This is a genomic window from Selenomonas sp. oral taxon 892 str. F0426, from assembly GCF_000468035.1.
In the GTDB taxonomy this organism is placed as follows: Bacteria; Bacillota; Negativicutes; order Selenomonadales; family Selenomonadaceae; genus Centipeda.
Genome location: NZ_KI260523.1, coordinates 72,971 through 93,863 on the forward strand (window position 1 = coordinate 72,971; position 20,893 = coordinate 93,863).

At 51.8% G+C, this 20,893-nt stretch carries 19 protein-coding genes and 2 tRNA genes; 20 read left to right on the forward strand and 1 reads right to left on the reverse strand.

Annotation, left to right across the window (positions count from 1 at the left end; translation table 11 throughout):
• Window positions 1-33: 33 nt before the first annotated feature.
• Window positions 34-378, reverse strand: coding sequence for a cupin domain-containing protein (locus tag HMPREF1992_RS01355; protein ID WP_021684013.1), 345 nt, complete (start codon window positions 376-378; stop codon window positions 34-36).
• 201 nt (window positions 379-579) lie between these two features.
• Between HMPREF1992_RS01355 and HMPREF1992_RS01360 the strand changes: the two genes are divergently transcribed.
• The 20 genes from HMPREF1992_RS01360 (at window position 580) to hemB (ending at window position 20,890) form a co-directional block, all read left to right on the forward strand.
• Window positions 580-933 (forward strand): hypothetical protein, encoded by a 354-nt coding sequence (locus HMPREF1992_RS01360; RefSeq protein WP_021684015.1) that lies wholly within the window; start codon window positions 580-582, stop codon window positions 931-933.
• A 71-nt stretch (window positions 934-1,004) separates the two neighbouring features.
• On the forward strand, window positions 1,005-3,419 hold the full coding sequence (gene priA / locus HMPREF1992_RS01365) for a primosomal protein N' (protein WP_021684016.1): 2,415 nt from the start codon (window positions 1,005-1,007) through the stop codon (window positions 3,417-3,419).
• 123 nt (window positions 3,420-3,542) lie between these two features.
• Window positions 3,543-4,406 carry a 4-(cytidine 5'-diphospho)-2-C-methyl-D-erythritol kinase gene (gene ispE, locus HMPREF1992_RS01370; protein ID WP_021684017.1) on the forward strand — a complete coding sequence of 288 codons (864 nt, stop codon included), beginning with the start codon at window positions 3,543-3,545 and terminating at the stop codon, window positions 4,404-4,406.
• A gap of 23 nt (window positions 4,407-4,429) precedes the next feature.
• Window positions 4,430-5,167: a GntR family transcriptional regulator gene (locus tag HMPREF1992_RS01375; protein WP_021684018.1), complete on the forward strand. Its 738-nt coding sequence runs from the start codon at window positions 4,430-4,432 to the stop codon at window positions 5,165-5,167.
• A 26-nt stretch (window positions 5,168-5,193) separates the two neighbouring features.
• Window positions 5,194-6,558, forward strand: a complete 1,365-nt coding sequence (glmU, locus tag HMPREF1992_RS01380) for a bifunctional UDP-N-acetylglucosamine diphosphorylase/glucosamine-1-phosphate N-acetyltransferase GlmU (RefSeq protein ID WP_021684019.1) — start codon at window positions 5,194-5,196, stop codon at window positions 6,556-6,558.
• Between the two features lie 138 nt (window positions 6,559-6,696).
• Window positions 6,697-7,650 (forward strand): ribose-phosphate pyrophosphokinase, encoded by a 954-nt coding sequence (locus HMPREF1992_RS01385; RefSeq protein ID WP_021684020.1) that lies wholly within the window; start codon window positions 6,697-6,699, stop codon window positions 7,648-7,650.
• Between the two features lie 78 nt (window positions 7,651-7,728).
• A complete protein-coding gene (locus HMPREF1992_RS01390; protein WP_021684021.1) occupies window positions 7,729-8,592 on the forward strand; it encodes an NAD(P)/FAD-dependent oxidoreductase in 864 nt (287 codons plus the stop codon).
• Window positions 8,593-8,621: 29 nt separating this feature from the next.
• Window positions 8,622-9,314, forward strand: a complete 693-nt coding sequence (locus HMPREF1992_RS01395) for a Crp/Fnr family transcriptional regulator (RefSeq protein WP_021684022.1) — start codon at window positions 8,622-8,624, stop codon at window positions 9,312-9,314.
• A 24-nt stretch (window positions 9,315-9,338) separates the two neighbouring features.
• Window positions 9,339-10,037 (forward strand): hypothetical protein, encoded by a 699-nt coding sequence (locus tag HMPREF1992_RS01400; RefSeq protein WP_021684023.1) that lies wholly within the window; start codon window positions 9,339-9,341, stop codon window positions 10,035-10,037.
• 38 nt (window positions 10,038-10,075) lie between these two features.
• Window positions 10,076-10,150: transfer RNA gene (locus HMPREF1992_RS01405), tRNA-Arg, on the forward strand.
• Between the two features lie 131 nt (window positions 10,151-10,281).
• Window positions 10,282-12,951: a hypothetical protein gene (locus HMPREF1992_RS01410; RefSeq protein ID WP_021684024.1), complete on the forward strand. Its 2,670-nt coding sequence runs from the start codon at window positions 10,282-10,284 to the stop codon at window positions 12,949-12,951.
• Window positions 12,952-12,980: 29 nt separating this feature from the next.
• Entirely contained in the window at window positions 12,981-13,274 is a 294-nt protein-coding gene (locus HMPREF1992_RS01415; RefSeq protein ID WP_021684025.1) for a late competence development ComFB family protein, read from the forward strand.
• Window positions 13,275-13,436: 162 nt separating this feature from the next.
• Window positions 13,437-14,387 (forward strand): malate dehydrogenase, encoded by a 951-nt coding sequence (gene mdh / locus HMPREF1992_RS01420; protein ID WP_021684026.1) that lies wholly within the window; start codon window positions 13,437-13,439, stop codon window positions 14,385-14,387.
• Window positions 14,388-14,541: 154 nt separating this feature from the next.
• Window positions 14,542-14,617, forward strand: a tRNA-Lys gene (locus tag HMPREF1992_RS01425).
• A gap of 88 nt (window positions 14,618-14,705) precedes the next feature.
• Window positions 14,706-15,467 carry a 5'/3'-nucleotidase SurE gene (surE, locus tag HMPREF1992_RS01430; protein WP_021684027.1) on the forward strand — a complete coding sequence of 254 codons (762 nt, stop codon included), beginning with the start codon at window positions 14,706-14,708 and terminating at the stop codon, window positions 15,465-15,467.
• 110 nt (window positions 15,468-15,577) lie between these two features.
• On the forward strand, window positions 15,578-16,240 hold the full coding sequence (locus HMPREF1992_RS01435) for a bifunctional precorrin-2 dehydrogenase/sirohydrochlorin ferrochelatase (protein ID WP_037357967.1): 663 nt from the start codon (window positions 15,578-15,580) through the stop codon (window positions 16,238-16,240).
• Window positions 16,194-17,513 carry a glutamyl-tRNA reductase gene (gene hemA / locus HMPREF1992_RS01440; protein ID WP_037357969.1) on the forward strand — a complete coding sequence of 440 codons (1,320 nt, stop codon included), beginning with the start codon at window positions 16,194-16,196 and terminating at the stop codon, window positions 17,511-17,513. The genes HMPREF1992_RS01435 and hemA overlap by 47 nt, the downstream gene beginning before the upstream one ends.
• Entirely contained in the window at window positions 17,473-18,408 is a 936-nt protein-coding gene (gene hemC, locus HMPREF1992_RS01445) for a hydroxymethylbilane synthase (RefSeq protein ID WP_021684030.1), read from the forward strand. Before hemA ends, hemC begins: the two co-directional genes overlap by 41 nt.
• Window positions 18,405-19,922, forward strand: a complete 1,518-nt coding sequence (gene cobA / locus HMPREF1992_RS01450; protein WP_021684031.1) for a uroporphyrinogen-III C-methyltransferase — start codon at window positions 18,405-18,407, stop codon at window positions 19,920-19,922. Before hemC ends, cobA begins: the two co-directional genes overlap by 4 nt.
• Window positions 19,919-20,890: a porphobilinogen synthase gene (gene hemB, locus HMPREF1992_RS01455; RefSeq protein ID WP_021684032.1), complete on the forward strand. Its 972-nt coding sequence runs from the start codon at window positions 19,919-19,921 to the stop codon at window positions 20,888-20,890. Before cobA ends, hemB begins: the two co-directional genes overlap by 4 nt.
• Window positions 20,891-20,893 lie beyond the last annotated feature (3 nt).

A 20,893-nucleotide genomic window follows, 5' to 3' on the forward strand; every position in this document is an offset into this window, starting at 1 on the left:
AAATTCACGCAGCGTCTTTTTTATTTTGTAAAATTATACTGCAGGAAACGCAACGACGAGAAGCATTTTGAAAGGAGCTTCCTTTGCCGCATAGACTGAATGCGGATGATTGGCGGGCATGACGATGCTCTCACCCGCCTTGAGAGTGTACGTCTCATCGTCAATCGTGATGATGCCCTCGCCTTCGAGAGCCGTGACGAGTGCATCGCCCTTTGACTCATGCGTGCTGATGCCCTCGCCCTTTGCAAAGGCAAAGAGGGTGACACCAAGCCCCTTGTTCTGGACGAGCGTCTTGCTGACGACCTGTCCCTCAGCGTATGCGACTTGATCTTTGAGCAGAAGTGCCTGCTGGTGCTGGATATTGTTCAGGATTGCCATATTGTTTCCTCCTTATGTGTTTTGGAATTTATGTGCATAGTATACACGGACAGCACACAAAAGAATGTGATCGAAGACACAATTCCGAGAGAAATACTCGGAATTTGAGAAATCAAAAATTTTTTCAGTTGTCAAACGTGAACCTTTGTCCTATAATAGTGAACAGGTTATTTTAGGGATTCGAGCATCGGACAAAGGAGGATGGCGTTGGATCGCAGTGCTGTGATAGATATGGTGCAGAAGCTTGTCGATGCGCCGTCGGTCTACGAAGGACTGAAGGCGAAAGCAGAGGTGTTCCTGAGAGCGGTGGACACGCCGCAGGAGAAATCTGCATTTCGGGCACTCACTGATGAAATAAAGAGTGATGTGCTGACAATTGATCAGCTCATCAGCTTCACAGAGTCGCCGGATGGTGTCGCGCTGTTCAGCGCGCAGAGAGCAGGAGAGTATAATGCTGCGGCAAAGCAGGCGAAGGAGCAGGGGGAAGATACCTGCATCTGCCCTGCGTGTCAGGCTGGTAAAGAGATCCTTGCGAATCAGGCGGCAATCGCCTAACAGATATTGTATGGAAAGGAGCTGTTGCACGAATGCTTTCGTGTAACAGCTTTTTTGTGAGAAGTGAATATATGACCGTTGCGGATGTCTATATCAACATTCCGATCAAGAGCATACAGCAGGAGTTCACTTATGTTTTGCCGGAGAGGTTGGCACAGGTTGGTGTAGGATGGCGGGTCTTCGTTCCATTCGGAAATGTGCGCAAGGAGGGGTTCGTCACTCGTGTGCGCCCTTACGATCCTGTGCGGGACGGGAACCATTCGCTGAAGGAGATCATTGAGGCGGTGGATGAGGAGGCATGGTTTTCGCCTGAACTTCTTGCCGCTGCACAGGAACTCGCAGATTTTTACCTCTGCTCGGCAGCTGAGATCATGCGCCTTTTTATGCCGGGTAAGAGTGGGCTGCGTATTTTCCCGGTCTATTCGGAGGCAGAGGATGCAGACGCATCACATCCTGTCCTCTCTGATGTGAATGCGTGTGCTGTTTACAAGTATTTATGCGAGAATGGCAGTAAGCGCATGGCGGAGCTGCGCCGTGCTCTGCCGAAGACGGCAGTGGAGGAGGGAGTGAAAAAACTCCTGCGCTGCCATCTTGTGCACAAGGAGTATCACGCCGATAAACGCGATCGCGCGCGCTATGAGAAATACTATACGGCGGGAGCGATTACAGATGAACTGCTCGCGGGTCTTTCCCGCAAGCCTGCACAGGTACGGGCACTCGTTCTCTTTCGGGAGAAGCATGAATATGCACGCGCAGAGTTTGATGAAAAGGGCGTCTCCTTGGCGACGATCAAGCATCTTGTCGCAGCAGGGTATCTGACGGAGCACCTGCGGCGCAAACTTCGTTCCAGCTATGGAGCAGGGACGGAGACCATGCGTGCGGAGGAGCTGACTGCGGCGCAGCAGACGGCTGCTGATGCGCTGCGCGCAGGAATTGCGGCGGGCGGCTTTCGGGGCTTTCTGCTGCACGGTGTGACGGGCAGCGGTAAGACACGCGTCTACATTGAGACTGCGCGCGCCGTGCGCGCGGCAGGACGACAGGTTATCGTGCTTGTTCCTGAGATCGCGCTCACGGGTCAGCTCATCACGGCATTTCAGGAGGTATTCGCGGATGACATTGTCGTCCTGCATAGCCAGCTCTCGCATGCGGAGCGCAATGATTCGATCTTTCGTGTGCGGCGCGGGGAGGCGGGCATCATCATCGGTGCACGCTCCGCACTCTTCACACCTGCGCATGATGTCGGTGCGATCATCCTCGACGAGGAACAGGATATGTCCTACAAGCAGGATGAGTCTCCGCGCTATCATGCGCGGGTGGTCGCGGAGATCCTTGCGCGGCGGCATGGGGCGCTCCTCGTGCTCGGCAGTGCAACGCCGTCGCTCGAGTCATACACGCGTGCCCAGACGGGGGAGCTGACGCTCCTTATGATGCCCGAACGCATCGGCAGTCAGCCGCTGCCGCAGGTGCGCGCCGTTGATATGCGCGAGGAGCTGCAGCGGGGACGGCGTACGATTATCTCGCTTGCTCTGCGCGAACTCCTGACGGAGACCCTTGCACGTCATGAGCAGGCAATCATCATGCTGAACCGGCGCGGTTATTCCACCTTCATTATGTGTCGCTCCTGCGGCGCAGTGATTACGTGCAAGGAGTGTTCACTGCCGCTCGTCTATCATGCCAACGGCGCACTCCTTTGCCATCACTGTGATCTGCGCGCTCCTGTTCCGGAGGTCTGCCCCAAATGTGGGAGCCGTTACATCAAATACTTCGGCTCGGGTACGGAAAAACTCGAGGAGGAGCTGTCTCAGCTCCTCCCTGAGGCGCGTCTTGTGCGCATGGATCGCGATACGACGGGGCGAAAACTTGCGCATACGGAGATTTTGACGCAGTTCCGCAGACGTGATTTCGACATCCTCCTCGGCACGCAGATGGTAGCGAAGGGGCATGACCTGCCCGGTGTCCAGTCCGTCGGCATCATCAGTGCAGACGCGAGCCTGAACCTGCCGGATTTCCGTGCGGCGGAGCGTTGCTTTATGCTGATCACACAGACGGCGGGACGCGCGGGACGGCATGGGGCACGCGGCGAGGTCATCGTGCAGACGTACAATCCGGAGCACTATGCTGTTCGTACCGCCATGCGGCAGGACTATGATGCATTTTATGCACGGGAGATCGAACTGCGTCGGGAGCTGTTCTATCCGCCGTTCAGTCGTCTTGTAAAGCTGCTCTTTCACGCAGTGAATCGCGATCGTATATGGGGGGAAGCACAGGCTTTTGTGGATGACTTTCAAAAGACCTATGCAGGGCAGTCAGGCTATGTTGCGATTGGTCCATCGCCTGCTCTGATAGAGAAGGAGCGAGATGAATATCGATTTGTCGTCCTTCTCAAGACGAATGCTCTTTCCAATGTGCAGAAGTATCTGCGAACACGAGAACTTCATTTACGCAATGATATTGCAATTGATATTGACCCAATTGCTATTTTTTAAGAAATAATAGAAAAATCTATTGAATATAGTTACAAATCCTGTTAATCTGGAGATCTAAGGAAACATGGATGATGTGCGGTACAGTATACACCTTTTTCCAAGACAATGGAGGAATGATATCCTATGGTGACGATTCTCGGACGGGCAAAGATCAATCTTACGCTCGATATTCTGGGGCTTCGGGATGATGGGTATCATGAAATTGCAACAGTAATGCAGTCACTCTCTCTTGCGGATACGATTACACTCACGCGGAAGGAGGAGGGGATTACCCTGACTGTCGATCGGCCGGGGTTAGAGTCGGATGAACGAAACCTTGCGTATCGTGCTGCCGCACTTATTGCAAAGGAGTGTGGAATTCGTGGTGGGGTTCATATCGACATTGTAAAGCGAATTCCCATTACTGCGGGGCTTGCTGGCGGAAGTGCTGATGCTGCAGCAACGCTCCGCGGTATGAATGATCTTTATGAACTTGGACTCTCTGATGCAGAGCTATGTGTGCTCGGCGCTCAGATCGGCTCAGATATTCCTTTTTCTCTTGTAGGAGGGACGGTGCTTGCGACAGGGCGCGGCGAAATCATGCAGCGCTTGTCCGATTTTCCAGAGACTGTCGTATTGTTGGCGAAACCGCCCGTTGCAGTATCTACGCCGTGGGCATATCGAAGCTACGATGAGCATCCGCCGGAATTTCATCCCGATAATGCGGAGTTTATAGATGCCTTGGCGCGCGGGGACAGAGCGCGTTGCATACAGCACATGTTCAATGTCCTTGAGCCAGTGACAGAAGCTGCGCATCCAGTGGTTAGCGAATATCGTGAGCGCATGCGCAATGGGGGAGCTGTCTGTACCATGATGTCAGGCAGCGGACCCACGGTGTTTGGGCTTTTTGAGGATGTGCCCACTGCGGCACATGCAGCAGAAATTTTCTGTCGGGAAACAGAGGCTGAAGTACATTTGACACAAACGTCAAGGAAATACGAAGAGTAAGTAGGAGAGCCAGAGGGATTTATATGCAAGGAAAACTATCGCCGGTCGTCGTGAACAGTTATCAGCCGCTTCGGGAAATTGTCTGTGAAGTATTGCGTGACGCCATTCGCGGCGGAACCTTAAAGCCAGGAGAATGGCTCAAGGAGAATGACCTCGCTGATGAGCTGCTCGTCAGCCGTACGCCTGTACGTGAAGCAATTCGAAAGCTTGAGCAGGAGGGATATGTTGTCACGGTGCCGCGCCGTGGTGCCTATGTCGCAAGCGTATCCATTCGTGATATCAATGAGATCTTTGAAATTCGCGCAGCACTTGAAGCACTTGCCTGTGAACTTGCTGCAGAACGCATTACTGATGAGGAACAGGAACGTCTGGAACGCCTCCTCGTTGCCATTGGTCGTGCCATTGAGGAGCATGATATGGAACGTATTGTGCGGACGGATATCGAGTTCCATGAACTGCTGTATCAGGCGGCCCGCAATGAGCGTCTGCTGACGATCATCGGTAATCTGCGTGAACAGCTTACACGGTTCCGCACCATCTCCATGTCTCATCCTGGACGCCTCAAAGCCACTCTTGAGGAACATCGTGCAATTGTGGATGCAATCGGAGCTGGAGATGCACGCTACGCACGCAAGGTTGGTGCAAAACATATGGAGAACTCGGAACAGACATTGCTGTATGCCATTGAAGAACAAGAAAAAAAGACAGGAACAAGCCTTGTAAAACGAAAAGGGAAAAAGAACAAGGAAGACGTCGAGTAGATATTTCCAGAGAACGGAGGAATATCATGTTAGATTTTGTTACGGTCATATTGGCGGCTGGCAAGGGAACACGTATGAAGTCAAAGCTGCCAAAGGTTCTGCATCGTGCTGCGGGAAAATCCATGCTGCAGCACGTTATCGATGCAGCTTATGCCGCGGGCGCACGACGCAATATTGTTGTAACGGGCTTTGGTGGAGATGTAGTGCGCACCGCGATTGGAGACAGTGTTGAATATGTCGAGCAGTGTGAACAGTTGGGCACGGGGCATGCAGTTCTCCAAGCGAAGGACTTGCTCTCGGGTGAGCACGGAACGATCATGGTGCTGTGTGGAGATACCCCCCTCTTGACAGCAGAGCTGCTGGCACGTTTCCATGAGGAGCATGTAAACGCAGGAGCAAAGGCAACGGTTCTTACGGCAATTATGCCCAATGCAAAAGGGTATGGGCGTATCATCCGTCGTGAGAACGGAGAAGTTCTAAAAATTGTTGAACACAAGGATGCGACGCCCGAAGAGCGTGAGATTCACGAGGTCAATGCGGGAATTTACTGCTTTGATGCAGAGGCTCTTTTTTCGGCACTCACAAAGGTGACGAATGACAACGCACAGGGGGAATACTATCTTCCTGATGTTCTCAGCATTCTGCGCGATGCGGGTGAGAAAATCTGGGCTGTCGTCGCAGATAACTATGAGAGTACGCTGGGGATTAACTCACGTAGCCAACTTGCCGTAGCAGAACGTATTCTCCGTAAGCGTAAGGTCGAGGAACTGATGGCAGATGGCGTTACGATTATGGATCCGAACACGACCTTTATTGATGCTGAGGTTCGTGTAGGGATGGATACGATCATATATCCATTTACTATTTTGGAGGGTGTCACAGTTATTGGCGAGGACTGTATAATTGGCCCGCATGTTCGCTTCCAAGACATGGTGATTGGTGATGGCGTGAAGGCACATTATGTCTATGCTCATGATGCTGAGGTTGAAAGTGGATCAGATCTCGGGCAGTTTAATCATATCCGTCCAGACAGCCATATTGGAACTGGTGTTAAGATCGGCAACTTTGTTGAGATTAAGAACTCCAATATTGGTGAGTGCTCCAAAGTGCCTCATCTTTCCTACATCGGTGACTGTGACATGGGGGCGCATGTCAACATGGGGTGCGGCACCATCACGGTTAATTATGACGGAAAGAATAAATATCGTACTTCCATAGGGAACGATGCCTTTGTCGGTTGCAATTCTAACCTTGTTGCGCCTGTTGTGGTAGGAGAGAATGCCTATGTTGCAGCAGGTTCCACCATCACACGAGATGTTCCCTCAGGTACACTCGCTGTTGCACGTGCGCGCCAGAAAGAGATCGAGGGATGGCACGACAAACGAAAATGAGACTCTTACATAGTTCTGAACACTGTGCAAAAGGGAAGAGGACGCTCTTTCCAAAATAAACAGCGCGTGTTATACTAGACATAGATTTGTGTATTGTATTTATAGTTGACGCAGCTGGTTTTTAGGAGGAACAGAGCAATGAGCTTTCCCACCGACAATGTATGCATCCTAACGGGCAATGCGAATCCGAAATTAGCACAGGATATTGCGGATCGCATTGGTATACCGCTTTGTGAGGCTTTCGTCGGACAATTCAACAACGGCGAAATTCAGGTGATGATTGAAGAGAGTATTCGTGGGAAGGATATCTTCATCATTCAGTCGACAAGTTTCCCCGTGAACGACAACCTTATGGAACTGTTGATTCTCACGGATGCCTGTAAGCGAGCCTCGGCGCATAGTATTACGGCGGTTGTTCCATACTATGCTTACGCGCGGCAGGATCGCAAGACGCGTGGGCGTGAGCCGATCTCTGCAAAACTTGTTGCGAATCTTATGACGACATCGGGGGTAACCAGGGTTGTTACGGTCGACCTTCATGCAGGTCAGATTCAGGGGTTCTTTGATATCCCTGTCGATCATCTCGCCGCTGCTCCCGTGCTTGCGAGTTATTTTCGTGAGCAGGAGATTGAGGACCTTGTTGTGGTGTCTCCAGATCTTGGCGGTGTCACACGTGCACGCATTATGGCAGACTTCCTTCATGCTCCGATCGCGATCATTGAGAAACGGCGCCCATGCCCAGGCTGTGCTGAGGTCATGAATCTTATTGGAGAGGTCGAAGGAAAAACAGCTCTTCTTATCGATGATATTGTCGATACAGCAGGGTCTCTCTGTGAAGGAGCAAAGGCGCTCAAGGAACGCGGTTCAAAGCGAATTCTTGCTGCATGTTCACATGCTATTTTGAGTGATCCTGCTATTGAACGTCTCAATTCTTCCGTTATTGATCAGCTTGTCATTACGGACTCTATCCCGCTTCCACCAGAGAAGCAGTCTGATAAACTTGTCACACTTTCTCTTGCGCAATCACTTGCAGATGTCATTGTGCGGATTCAAAGCCATCGTTCGGTGAGCCTGCTTTTTAACCATCATTAATCTAGCAAGTTCCCCGCAGACAAGGAAAGAGGCGTCTATGGGGCGCCTCTTTTTTATCTATATATGGTAGGAGCATCTATGCACGTTATTGTCATTGGTTCCGGTCCCGCAGGCATCTCTGCAGCACTCTATGCGCGCAGAGGTGGTGCTGCGGTAACAGTCATAACAAAAGGTGAAGGCGCGCTTGCTTCTGCTGAAGAGATCGAAAACTACTATGGTTTTGCGGAGCCTATTTCTGGAGCAGAACTTGAGCAGCGTGGTATTGCTGGTGCGAAACGTATCGGTATTGTATTCGAGACAGATGTTGTCATGTCAATCTGCCCGTTGGATACAGAAGCAGGTTTTTTGGTCGAAGGTGTCCAGAGAAATTACAAAGGAGGAGCTGTTGTTCTTGCGGCAGGCACACAACGCAAGACGATCACCGTGCCGGGCGTCAGAGAGTTTGAAGGACGGGGAATCAGCTACTGTGCCATCTGTGACGCTTTCTTTTACCGTAACAAGCGAGTTGCCGTTATTGGAGCGGGGGACTATGCACTGCATGAGGCACAGTATTTACTGCCGCATGTTGTGCAGCTGTCGCTTCTGACCAATGGTGAGACGCCCTTGGTGGATGTTCCAGAAGATGTTGTGCTGGATACGCGGAAAATTTCGCGTATTGTGGGGGAGCGTCGTGTTCGCCAGGTTCTCTTTACAGATGGTACAAGCATCAATGTTGATGGTATTTTTATGGCCGTCGGTACAGCAGGGAGTATGGACCTTGCGCGCAAGCTTGGCGTCTTGTTGGATGATGGCAAAATTATTGTCGGTAAGCATATGGAAACCAATGTCTCAGGTATTTATGCCGCAGGAGATTGTACAGGAGGGCTCTTGCAAATCGTTAAGGCATGCTATGATGGGGCTGAGGCTGGTCTTGCTGCCGTTCGCTATCTGCGTGGACAATAAGAGAGAGGCTGAAAAAAGGGGGAGATTATATGCGGGGGAGTCCTTCGGAAAGCCGTCATTTTGGGGATTATATCGATCAATTTGATATGTGGGACGCACTCAGCAGTGAGGAGAGAGAGGTGCTAGTCTCCCATACACGCTTCAGTCACTCGAAAAAAGGGGATATTTTTTTTCGTGGGCCATTGGAAATGGTGGGGATTTTGCACGTTATATTTGGGGCTCTGCGCGTGTATACTCTTTCTGAAGAAGGCCGTGATTTTACACTGTATTTTTTACGCGATGGAGATATTACGCCGTTCGCAAGTACAGACTTTCTTAGTACGGTTTCTTCCAATATTTTAATTGAGGCAACCAAGGATACAAAGCTCTTCATTTCAGATACTGCAGTTGTGCGAGATCTTCTTGCGTCAAATATCTCTGTACGTGCACGTGTCTATGAGTATGCGGTTATGCGCCTTTGTGAAATGTTGTTGAAATTTCAGCAGATGCTTTTAACCTCTGCAGATCGCAGGCTTGCACGTTTTTTGCTCACAGAGTCAGAACGTACGACAGGTGATGAAATTTATCTGACGCATGAGGAGACGGCACAATATCTTGGGACGGCCCGTGAGGTGGTCAGTCGCCTTATTCGTGAGCTCAGTCAAGAGGGCTTGGTCGAGACCTCTCGGGGGCGTATTCGTATTCTAGATCGTATTGCCCTCCAGGAACGTGCTGGGGACTAATTTCTGCTTCCATTGGAGGATTTTATGCTTCTTTATCTCCTGGTATTCCTCGTTATATTACTGATTTTTATTCTCTTTCGTTATTTACCAACACGTATTTTTTTTATCTTTGTCACATTGCTTGCTGTGCTTGGCGGCATCGTTTTTCAGATGCGTTCTGCAGAACGCACGCCAGAGCCTTTGTCGGCGGAGGAACGAGCTGTCATTGCTCATGACCAGGAACTCTTTACATTGTGGTGGGGAACCTATCAAAAACAGATTGCTGAACTTGATCGGAACTGGACGCGGTATCACCAAATTCTTGCCGATGCAAAAGAAGGTGAGAGTGAACTTGAGATTACATATGCACGTCTTATTGATCTTGAGCGGGACACACAGGATCTATATATGCGTATTCAACAAAATGCTCCCTCAACTGAACTTTCCAATCGGATCTATGATCCAGTCACACTCATTATGACTAAGACGAATGCGTATGTGGCGGCTGAGCAGAAAACAATTACTCTGACGCGCGCTGCTGCAGATCCAGCATTGATTCAGGACCAAAATCCAGCCGAGCAGGCACGGCTCTTAGAACTTGTCATGCTGCGTGAGTCACCGGTCGCACTTTTCATTGGCGATGAAGTCAGTACCATTCGAAACTATTTTGCGCCTGTTTCTTCGGTGCGAGAGGGGGGCTTAGAGGAGGCGGATGAAGCTAGGGAAAAACAACTCGACAAATAGTATATTTTGCACTATAATACGTATTGTTTCTTGTGCATGCGCTCGTAGTCCAGTGGATAGGACGTTAGCCTCCGGAGCTGAAAGCGTGGGTTCGACTCCCGCCGAGCGCACCATCTTGTATCGTTGCCCCGTGGATATTTTCTACGGGGCTTTTTCTTTGCGAAAATATGAAAAAGGATTTTGATTGATGGTGAAGAATATTTACTCTAAGTGAATTATTGCTTTTTCGTTAGGAGATGAATGAATGGCGCGAAAAGAGGTGCAGGCGGCGGCACGACCGGTGCTTATGCGCAGCTTACATTTAAAAAAAGATGCATTTCGGCAATTTTTTTATGAGAGCTCTCTCCGTTTTGGTCGGCAAATAGGAAGAGATATTGCTGCACTCAAGGATGAAACAGCATCCATTGTCAATAAGAAGTATATGTTTTCGCTTGCTACGGAGAAAAGCGGTGCTCAGAGCTTTCTGAAGTGGATTGCCGATGAGTTCAATGCGGAGGACGTATCTCATGAGCAAGAAGAGCGTCTGCGTCGTTTGGTTGCTGAGTATCCGAAAATCCGCTCCTACATTCGAATTGAGGAGGATCAACTTCTATTCGATCATGATCGATTCGCAGAAGATGTTGTGGCAGGGCGCTTTAAGGAAACCATCTTCGGCATGACATTTGACATACAAAATGTAATCGAAACCGCAATTAACACAGGTTCTGTAGCTTTAGATTTTTCGATTGAGCCATTTAAGAAACAGCTTCTTTATACTGATCATGTGCGTGCAAACATCCAGCCGTATGCGGATCGTCTTTTGACGGATATGAGTCTTGGGCACTGGGATCTCTATGAGGAACTGACAGAGGACGGGCGCGAAGATAGTGTCTGTCTTCGTTTGCCGCCGACAGACTTCCTCGTGGCGCGCCCGCCGCAGCTGGATGTAATCATGAATGGCACCTGTGCAATCGATTTTGGTACGCGTAGTACCGTCGTTGTATGTCGTGACCGTGAAGCACGTCTCCTGCGTATCGGCAAGGGGGACTATGAGAATGAGCCGACTATTCAGGATTATGAGAATCCAACGGCGATTGAGCTGATCGATATTGAGAAGTTCAAGCAGCTCTATCGAGCGCGTGAGGGACGCCCCTATACTGAATGGGCACAGGTGACGGCATCGCATCAGGCGGCAGACGCAATTTTTGCACGTCAATCTACAGAGGGAATCGCTGTCTACTATTCCGTATTTAGTGAGCTGAAACGATGGACACGAGACACGGCGAACTCACCAATCCTCAAAGATCGCCGCGGCTACATTCAGGAGGTCAAACCGTATGCGGAGACGCAACCTCTCGATGCGGGTGGTTTTGACCCAATCGAGATCTATGCGTACTATCTTGGTCTCTACATCAACAATATGCACCGTAATATCTACCTCGACTATATTCTTTCTTTCCCTGTTGGATATGAAAAGAGTGTACGTGAACATATCCGAATGAGCTTTGAACGAGGGCTGCGTAAGACACTCCCCAAGGCCCTGCTCGACGATGCGGAGATGATGCGTCGCTTTCGTGTATACGACGGTGCAAACGAGCCGGCGGCGTATGCAATCAGTGCGCTTGAGGCATATGGACTCGAGCCGAAGCGCGTGGGTGATGAAGTTGCCTATGGAGTGTTTGACTTTGGCGGCGGTACAACGGATTTTGACTTCGGCGTAGAATATATTCCAGAAAATGGGCGGAGAAAATTTGTCATAGAGCAATTTGGCTTCGGCAGTGATATGTATCTTGGCGGTGAGAACATCCTGGAATTGCTCGCCTACGAGGTGTTTAAGGACAATCTCGCAGAGATGCGCCTGCACAAGATCACGTTTGCACTGCCGCCCGAGAGCGAAACCTTTGCGGGGGCGGAGGCACTCGTACGTGAGACGCGAGACGCCGCGTCCCATCTGAACAACAAGATCCTTGCTGAGCGTCTACGCCCTTTCTGGGAGCGTCGCGAGGGCTACGAGGAGTTTGCGGCGGGGGACAGCTTCGATACGAAGATCACGCTCTTCTCGTCTGAGAAGACTGGCAATGCAGGCAACCGTGCGGAGATTCGATTACACATTGATGTGAAGAAGCTTGAGCGCACCTTGGAGAATCGTATTCGCCGCGGGGTTGAGAATTTCTTCCAAGCGATGGCGACGGCCTTTAAGGGGCGTGATGTGCGTCAGATCCATATCTTTCTTGCTGGTAATTCATGCAAAGCTCCCATGGTGCGCAAACTCTTTGATGAGTATATTGAACGTCAGATCAAGGCGATGCATATGACACAGGGGGCCTCTGCAGATCGAAAGGATAAGGCAGAGGCAGGAAAATCAGAAATATCCGTAAAGGGGGACTCCGGACAGCGAAAGGATGCTCCGTTTTTACTCTATCTCCCGCTTGGCATGGGAGATGGGGACAAGGATAAAAACATCCTCAACGATGGCTTTGATCGTCTGCGTACGGGAAAAACCGGAGTTGCATTTGGACTTCTGCGATGCAGAAAAGGAGGTAAGGATGTTAAGATTATCAATAAAAATGTAGACGAACGTGATGAACTTCTCTTTCCTTACTTTCTTGGCAGCCTAAATGAGCGTGGCTGCTTCAAAGTTGATATCGATGCACGCGTTGACTATGGTGTGTGGACGTATTTCACCTATGCCGATGAGGATGAGTTCGAACTGTACTATACACAGGAACCACGCGCACTAAAGGGGCATATGAAGGCTGCAGAGGTACGCATGGTTCGCTGTATGATCGACGATGATGAAGTCAGTGATGATGATACGATTGGGGTTTACATTCGAAAGAAATCGCCTAATACGATCGAGTATACGGTCGCCTCGGAGAAGAGCCTCGCTGCAAAGAATTACAAAGGAACCATCTATACTGTTCGGTTGGGATAACCTATATCATATAGGAGAGGAGTGCCGGGATGTCACACTTGCCTTTTAAGAACTACATGGAGGATGCTGTTGAGCACATGTTGAACCGCCTCGCGCCAGAGTATCCAGAGGCATGTATGTGCGACCGCTGCCGTACAGATATGATGATGATCGCGCTGAATAACTTACCTCCACGATACGTCTCTACACACAAAGGAGATGTCCTTCAACGAGCAATGGGGATGGAACTTCAATATGAAGTCGAAATACTGACGGAGGTGATGCGTGCAATACGGATTGTTAGTGGTCAGCCGCATCACGGACGAAATGAAGAGGGGCTCTAATTGTTTTTGGCAAATTCCTCAGCTAAAATGAAATTCGATTGATTTTTCTCAGTGCAAATGTTATAATGATTTCATAGTTGAGAACTATTGACATACCCTGTTTTGAATTGTGTCACTTATTGCTAGGGACGGGTGACGGGAGATTTTTAAGGAGGAGATACTATGAAGGTAACTGTTATTGGCGCAGGTAACGTAGGTGCTACCGTAGCGAATGTCATTGCGCTCAAGAAGTTTGCAAGCGAAGTCGTCCTTATTGACATTAAAGAAGGTGTCTCTGAGGGGAAGGCGATGGACATTATGCAGTGTGCACACGCTCTGAACTTCGACACGACTGTTAAGGGCGTTACGAATGACTATGCTGCCACGGCGAACTCTGATGTTGTTGTCGTCACCTCTGGTCTGCCGCGCAAGCCTGGCATGACACGTGAGGAGCTTGTCGGTGTCAACGCAAAGATTGTTAAGAGTGTGGTAGATCAGGCGCTCAAGTATTCTCCGAATGCGATCTTTATCATCATCTCCAACCCAATGGATGCGATGACCTATCTTGCCCTGAAGGCCACAGGGCTGCCGCGCAACCGCGTCATCGGTATGGGGGGGATGCTCGACAGCAGCCGGTTCCGTTATTATCTCTCTGAAGCGCTCAATGCGGCAGGACATCCCGCAACCCCGTCCGATGTGGATGGCATGGTTCTCGGTGGTCACAATGACAAGACAATGGTTCCTCTCGTCAGCATTGCGACGCTTCGCGGCATCCCTGTCACCCAGCTCCTCTCGAAGGAAGTGCTCGCAGATGTTGTTCAGAAGACGAAGGTCGGCGGCGCAACGCTGACGGGGCTTCTCGGTACGTCTGCATGGTATGCGCCGGGTGCGTCTGCAGCAACGCTCGTTGAGGCAATCGCACTCGATTCGAAGAAGGTCATTCCTTGCTGCGTCTATCTCGAGGGTGAGTATGGCGAGAAGGATCTCTGCGTTGGTGTTCCCATCGTACTCGGCAAGGGCGGCTTTGAGAAGGTCGTCGATGTGGTGCTCGAGGGCGAGGAGAAGGCGAAGTTCGACGAGAGCGTCCAGGCGGCACGTGAGGTCAATGAACAGCTCGGTGATGCACTGAAGTAAATTCTTTGCCAGCGTCTGAAAGGTCTTTGCAGCAGGTCTGTAAAGACCTTTTTCTATGGCATAGAGAGATAATTCCTGCGTGAGAGAAACATTGCCCCCTTGACATTTTCTCCATACTTCTACTATAATAGCTATGCGCTCAGGGAGCGTATATGACTCACTAGCTCAACTGGCAGAGCAACTGACTCTTAATCAGTAGGTTCACGGTTCGATTCCGTGGTGGGTCACCATGTGTATTTCATCCGCTTGACGGTTTTATAAAGCAGGTTGGTACCCCCAACCTGCTTTTTGCATATATTGAGAATAGGGGGCACATTTGTGAATATCCTGATCCTGAACGATGACGGCATTGCTGCTGAGGGCCTGCGGACGCTGGCACGTCATCTGGCACATAGCCACACGGTCACCGTTGCCGCTCCCATGCATCAGCAGAGTGGGACATCGCACGCACTGACGATCGGACGTGCGATCGAGGTGCGTGCCGACGAAAACTTTGATCCAGTATATGAGATTCGGGCATGGGCAATTGACGGTACGCCGACGGACTGCGGCAAGCTCTATCTGGATGCAATTGCAGAAGAGTATCCGGATGTCGTGCTCTCTGGCATCAATCACGGCTCAAATCTCGGTACGGATGTGATCTACTCTGGGACGGTCGGTGCCGCATTTGAGGGATTCTTTCACGGCATTCCGTCTTTTGCACTCTCGCTTATCGAAGGAAGTCATATTTCATATGCAGAGGCTTCAAGGTATTTCGAGCCATTTATGGAGCGCGTTCTGTGCGTGATGGAGAAGCCGTTCCTGCTCAACATCAACTTTCCCAAGGAACTGGCGGACGGCAAGCCGCAGTTCATATGCTGCCGACAGGGCGGGCGCGACTATATCAACGCATTTGAGCGCATTGAGAAAAACGGGCGTGTTCATTACAAGGTGGCCGGTGAGGTGTCGGATACGGACAAGGGAGCGGGAACGGACATCTATGCGGTGGAGCAGGGTCTGATCTCCGTGACGCCAGTCGGTGTGGATATGACGGATTATCAGCTGCTCGAAGAATGCGGCAGATGCATTTCTCCTCGTTGATAATCACTATAAAGAGAGCGGATTGCCGCTTCTCCTCTTTTATTTTACGCTTATTTGCGGTATAATATCGAACGTGAATAGGATTCATGTTTTTCTTGGGGGGTATCTGCGTGCTGTATCCGCTCAATGTTGATCTCACGGGACGTTGTGTTGTCATTGTCGGCGGCGGAACGGTAGCAGAACGTAAGGTGTGCGGAATTCTTGCAGCAGATTCTGAGGCATCTGTACGTGTCATTGCGCCCGCACTTACAGATGCGCTGCGTGCGCTCGCTGATCGTGGCCGAATTGCATGGCACGGCGAGCAATATACAAACGGGGATCTTACGGATGCGTTTCTTGTCTATGCTGCGACAGACTCTGCTGCGGTCAATGCTTCTGTTGCTGCCGAGGCAGAGAAGCGTGGCATTCTCGTCAATGTGATTGACGACCCGCGCGCTTCCACGTTTCATATCCCTTCGACTGTGCGGCGCGGAGATTTTTTGCTCACCGTTTCAACGGGCGGAAGAAGTCCTGCGCTTTCGCGTGCGATACGGATGGAACTTGAGCAGCTCTATCCGGAGGCTTTTGGTCAATGGCTCGAACGTGTTGCACATCTGCGTCGTGAGATGCGAACGATGCTGTCAACGAGCAGAGAGCGAACTGCGTTTTGGCGCATAGCACTGCGCCCTTATATTTTGAACATGGTTCATGATGGGGAGTTAGAGAAAGCAGAGGTTGAGTTACGTAATGCAGCTCTTGACATTGGGGCTAAATCATCGGACGGCTCCGATTGATGTGCGTGAGCGGGTTTCATTTTCCCGCGAGGAACTGCGTTCGGGACTGATGAGTCTTGGAGAATATGACGGTCTTAGCGGTCTGGTGGTGCTGTCCACATGCAACCGCACGGAGCTCTATGCATCCGTGGATGATCACGAATGCGGCGGCAAGGCACTGCGGCAGTTTCTTGACGACCTGGCGCAGGGCGGGGATGATCTGGACGAATATCTCTATACCTACGTTGATGATGCGGCGATCCAACATCTCTTCCGTGTTGCTTCGAGCCTTGATTCTTTGGTGCTCGGAGAGGGGCAGATTCTCTCTCAGGTGAAGGAAGCCTATGCAGTTGCGCGCGAAGCAGGGACGACGAGTACGGTGCTCAACCTGCTCTTTCATCGTGCGATTGCGACGGGCAAGCGCGTGCGGACGGAGACGCGCATCGCCTATCGCTCGGTATCGGTGAGCTATGCGGCAGTCGAGCTTGCGGCGGCATCGCTTGGAGGGCTCGGCGGCTGTGCTGCTCTGATCTTCGGAGCCGGTAAAATGGCGGAGCTGACAGCGGAACATCTGCGTGCACATGGTATTGAAACCATATTCGTAGCGAATCGTCACATTGAACGAGCAAGGCGCCTCGCAGAACGGATCGGAGGGGAGGCGATCCCCTTTGATGGGGCGATGGAGTACGCAACCTGTGTGGATGTGGTGGTTACGTCAACAGGTGCTCCGCACTACGTCATCAAGGCATGGGAGGCGCGCCGTCTGATGGCGCGGCGGCAGGGGCGGAAAATATTCCTTATTGACATTGCTGTCCCGCGTGACGTGGACCCGGATGTCGCTGGAATTAAGGGCATTGAGCTCTACAACATCGACGCACTTGAAGCTGTTGTGGATGAACATCTTAGTGAGCGGCAGGCGGAGGCAGTCAAGGCCGAGGAACTTGTATCTGAGGAAGTCGGATCGCTTCTGGAACGCTTCAAATATCTCTCGTTCCAGCCCCTCATGGCACTCCTTTCAGGGCGTTGTGAACGTATACGCGAACGCGAGATCAAGCGTGTCAGTGCAAAACTGCCGGAGCTCTCCGAGGATGAGCGGCGACAGGTGGAACATATGAGCCGTATGATCGTGCGCAAGATCCTGCGTACGCCCATGATGAAGATCCGTGCTTCAGCGGGTACGAAAGACGAGGCGTTCTACATTGAGGCAATGCGAGCCCTCTTTAAGTTGGATGCAATAGGAGAGACGGGAACAAGTGAACAGCGGCACAATCACTATCGGTACGCGGGCAAGTAAGCTGGCCCTTTGGCAGGCGGAGTATATCGCGGGAGAGCTCGAAAAGCATCATCCCCACTGTCATGTGGAACTGAAAAAGATGACGACGAAGGGGGACCGTATTCTCGATGCACCGCTTGCAAAAATCGGGGGGAAGGGGCTCTTCACAAAGGAGCTTGAGCAGGCCATGCTCGACGGCATGATTGATCTTGCCGTGCACAGCCTGAAGGATATGCCGACGGAAGTTCCGGAAGGTCTTGTCATCGGGGCAATTACCGAGCGGCTCGATCCCGGAGATGCATTCGTCAGTGTTCACTATCGGACGATGGAAGACCTGCCCAATGGAGCGAGGGTCGGTACATCGAGCCTTCGGCGGCGTGCACAGCTGCTTGCTGTGCGCCCCGATCTCAAGATTCTCGATCTTCGCGGAAATGTCAATACACGACTTGCAAAGCTCGATGCGGGTGAGTTCGACGCAATCGTCCTCGCGGCAGCAGGGCTGAAGCGCCTCGGACTGGGTGATCGCATTCGCATGATCCTCCCACGTGCCATGATTCTTCCTGCTGTCGGGCAGGGAGCTCTTGCGATTGAATGCCGCGCAGAGGACATGCGGATTCTGGAGCTGATTAACTTTCTGCGCGATCCTCATATGACGGCGGCAGCGATGGCAGAGCGCGCCTTTCTGCGCCGCGTTGAGGGCGGCTGCCAGATTCCCGTCGGCGTATATGCTGAGGTCGGTGAGGGGGACGTGCTCCATGTTGAGGCAATGATTGCATCGGTCGATGGGATGCGCGTCTGTCGGTCACGCTCGATGGGAACACCTGCAGATGCGGAGAGGCTTGGGATTGTTTTAGCAGAGGAACTGTTGGATCTCGGTGGACGAGAGATTTTGAAAGAGATTGGAATTGCAGTATGAGCGGAAAAGTATTTCTTGTCGGCGCGGGTCCCGGAGATCCGCGTCTTTTGACGGTTGGCGCGATGAACTGTTTGCGGAAGGCGGATGTCGTCGTCTATGACCACCTTGCGGACGAAAGCATTCTCTCCTATGTGCCGCCCACAGCCGAGCGTATCTATGTTGGGAAGCAGTCCCGCAAGCATACGATGCAGCAGGAGGATATCAATGTCCTTCTCGCAGACAAGGCAGATGAGGGGAAGACGGTTGTCCGGCTCAAGGGCGGCGATCCCTTTGTATTCGGGCGCGGCGGCGAGGAGGCTCTCGTTCTCCTCGCACGCGGCATTCCCTTTGAGGTATTGCCGGGAGTAACTTCGGCGATCAGCGTCCCCGCCTATGCAGGCATTCCTGTAACCCATCGCGGTGTTGCGGTTTCTTTTGCCGTCATTACGGGACATGAGGATCCGACGAAATCAGAGTCACATGTTCAATGGAAACATCTGGCAACTGGCGTCGACACACTGGTCTTTCTGATGGGTGTTGCCAATCTTCCCGTCATCACAAAGAATCTGATCGCGTATGGTCGTCCTGCCGATACGCCGGCAGCAATCATTCGTTGGGGAACGCGGCCAAATCAGGAGACCTATGTTACGACGCTGGGCGAGGCCGCCGCGATGGCGGAGCGCGACGGCATTCGACCGCCTGCCATCTTTATTGTAGGTGAAGTCGTGAACCTGCGCGATCAGCTGCGCTGGTTCGACCGCGCAGACATACGTCCTCTCCATGGGAAAAATATTCTTGTCACGCGTGCCCGTGCGCAGGCATCTGCTCTAACGGAGAAGCTGACAGCACTAGGTGCATCCTGCATTGAAGCCCCCGTGATTCGTATTGCACCGCCTGCGGATAACTATGCGGCACTCGATCGAGCAATCGGGGAGTTGCACACCTACCATTGGCTGATCTTCACCAGTGTCAACGGTGCAGAGCATTTCTTTTCGCGTCTCCACACTGCAGGAAAGGACTCGCGTGCACTCGGTTATGCGAAGGTCGCCGCAATCGGTTCTGCAACGGCGAAGGCGCTGTGTTCATTCGGCATTCACGCAGATATCGTCCCGGAGGAGTTCCGTGCCGAGGCTCTTGTCGATGCGCTTGTCCCCATCCTTCCGCCGCGTGCACGCATTCTCCTGGCGCGTGCACAGGAGGCACGAGATGTGCTGCCGGAGTCTCTGCGCAGCCATGGTGCAGCGGTCGATGTCATTCCTGCCTATGAGACAGTTCTGGAACGTGAAGGCGGGGAGGAGCTTGCTGAGCAGCTGATGCGCGGAGAAATCGACGTCGTGACATTCACCAGTTCCTCCACGGTCAAAAATCTCGTACGCCAGCTCGGCAATATTACACCGCTGCAGCATACGAAGATTGCCTGTATTGGACCGGTCACGGCAGAAACGGCACGAAGTTTTGCACTTGAGCCTGACATTGTGGCAGAGAACTATACGATTGACGGCTTGGTCCATGCGATAAGGGAGTATGTACAATGAATATGATCCAGCGTCCGCGCCGCCTGCGTATTTCATCGGGCATGCGCGATCTGGTACGTGAGACCGAACTCTCACCGCGCGACTTCGTATATCCGATCTTTGTTGTTCCGGGGGAGGGTATCAAGGAAGAGATTCCAAGCATGCCCGGCTGTTATCACTACTCTGTGGATCAGGTTGCAGATCTTGCACGTGAGATTGCAGCGCGGGGGATTCCCGCAGTCGAAGTGTTTGGGCTGCCTGCGTATAAGGACGAGATCGGTTCGAGCGCATGGGATATGACGAGTCCTGTACAGCGTGCGATGACGGCAATTAAGGAGGCTGTTCCACAGCTTCTCGTCATCGGGGATGTCTGCCTTTGTCAGTACACGACACACGGTCATTGCGGCGAGCTGAACGATCACTATGTGGACAACGACGCAACCTTGCCGCACCTCGTTCAGACAGCGGTCTCTCAGGCGCGTGCAGGTGCAGACATCATCGCCCCCTCCGATATGATGGACGGACGCATTGCTGCCATTCGTGCGGGGCTCGATGCCGAAGGCTTCGTCAATACGAGTATTATGAGCTATGCCGTAAAATATGCCTCGGGATACTACGGACCCTTCCGTGATGCAGCGGACAGTGCGCCAGCCTTCGGTGATCGCCGGCAGTATCAGATGGATCCGGCAAATGTACGCGAAGCCCTGAAAGAAGCAGCGCTCGACGTACAGGAGGGAGCAGACATCATCATGGTCAAGCCTGCGCTCGCATATTTGGATGTAGTTCGTCAGGTCTATGATCGCACAGATCGCCCGATCGCAGTCTACAATGTCAGCGGCGAGTATGCGATGGTGAAGGCTGCTGCTGCAAACGGATGGATTGACGAGCAGCGCATTGTCCTGGAGACGCTCACGAGTATGAAACGCGCGGGTGCAAAGATCATTATTACCTATCACGCAATAGATGCCGCAGAGTGGCTCAGTGCCTAAGGA

Bases quoted from the DNA above. Each gene is read 5' to 3' on its own strand.
- HMPREF1992_RS01410 (WP_021684024.1), top strand. From the start codon at position 10,282: ATGGCGCGAAAAGAGGTGCAGGCGGCGGCACGACCGGTGCTTATGCGC.
- HMPREF1992_RS01375 (WP_021684018.1), top strand. From the start codon at position 4,430: ATGCAAGGAAAACTATCGCCGGTCGTCGTGAACAGTTATCAGCCGCTT.
- cobA (WP_021684031.1), top strand. From the start codon at position 18,405: ATGAGCGGAAAAGTATTTCTTGTCGGCGCGGGTCCCGGAGATCCGCGT.
- HMPREF1992_RS01385 (WP_021684020.1), top strand. From the start codon at position 6,697: ATGAGCTTTCCCACCGACAATGTATGCATCCTAACGGGCAATGCGAAT.
- glmU (WP_021684019.1), top strand. From the start codon at position 5,194: ATGTTAGATTTTGTTACGGTCATATTGGCGGCTGGCAAGGGAACACGT.
- HMPREF1992_RS01415 (WP_021684025.1), top strand. From the start codon at position 12,981: ATGTCACACTTGCCTTTTAAGAACTACATGGAGGATGCTGTTGAGCAC.
- HMPREF1992_RS01360 (WP_021684015.1), top strand. From the start codon at position 580: ATGGCGTTGGATCGCAGTGCTGTGATAGATATGGTGCAGAAGCTTGTC.
- priA (WP_021684016.1), top strand. From the start codon at position 1,005: ATGACCGTTGCGGATGTCTATATCAACATTCCGATCAAGAGCATACAG.
- HMPREF1992_RS01390 (WP_021684021.1), top strand. From the start codon at position 7,729: ATGCACGTTATTGTCATTGGTTCCGGTCCCGCAGGCATCTCTGCAGCA.
- ispE (WP_021684017.1), top strand. From the start codon at position 3,543: ATGGTGACGATTCTCGGACGGGCAAAGATCAATCTTACGCTCGATATT.
- HMPREF1992_RS01395 (WP_021684022.1), top strand. From the start codon at position 8,622: ATGCGGGGGAGTCCTTCGGAAAGCCGTCATTTTGGGGATTATATCGAT.
- HMPREF1992_RS01355 (WP_021684013.1), bottom strand. From the start codon at position 378: ATGGCAATCCTGAACAATATCCAGCACCAGCAGGCACTTCTGCTCAAA.
- mdh (WP_021684026.1), top strand. From the start codon at position 13,437: ATGAAGGTAACTGTTATTGGCGCAGGTAACGTAGGTGCTACCGTAGCG.
- hemA (WP_037357969.1), top strand. From the start codon at position 16,194: ATGCAGCTCTTGACATTGGGGCTAAATCATCGGACGGCTCCGATTGAT.
- HMPREF1992_RS01400 (WP_021684023.1), top strand. From the start codon at position 9,339: ATGCTTCTTTATCTCCTGGTATTCCTCGTTATATTACTGATTTTTATT.
- hemB (WP_021684032.1), top strand. From the start codon at position 19,919: ATGAATATGATCCAGCGTCCGCGCCGCCTGCGTATTTCATCGGGCATG.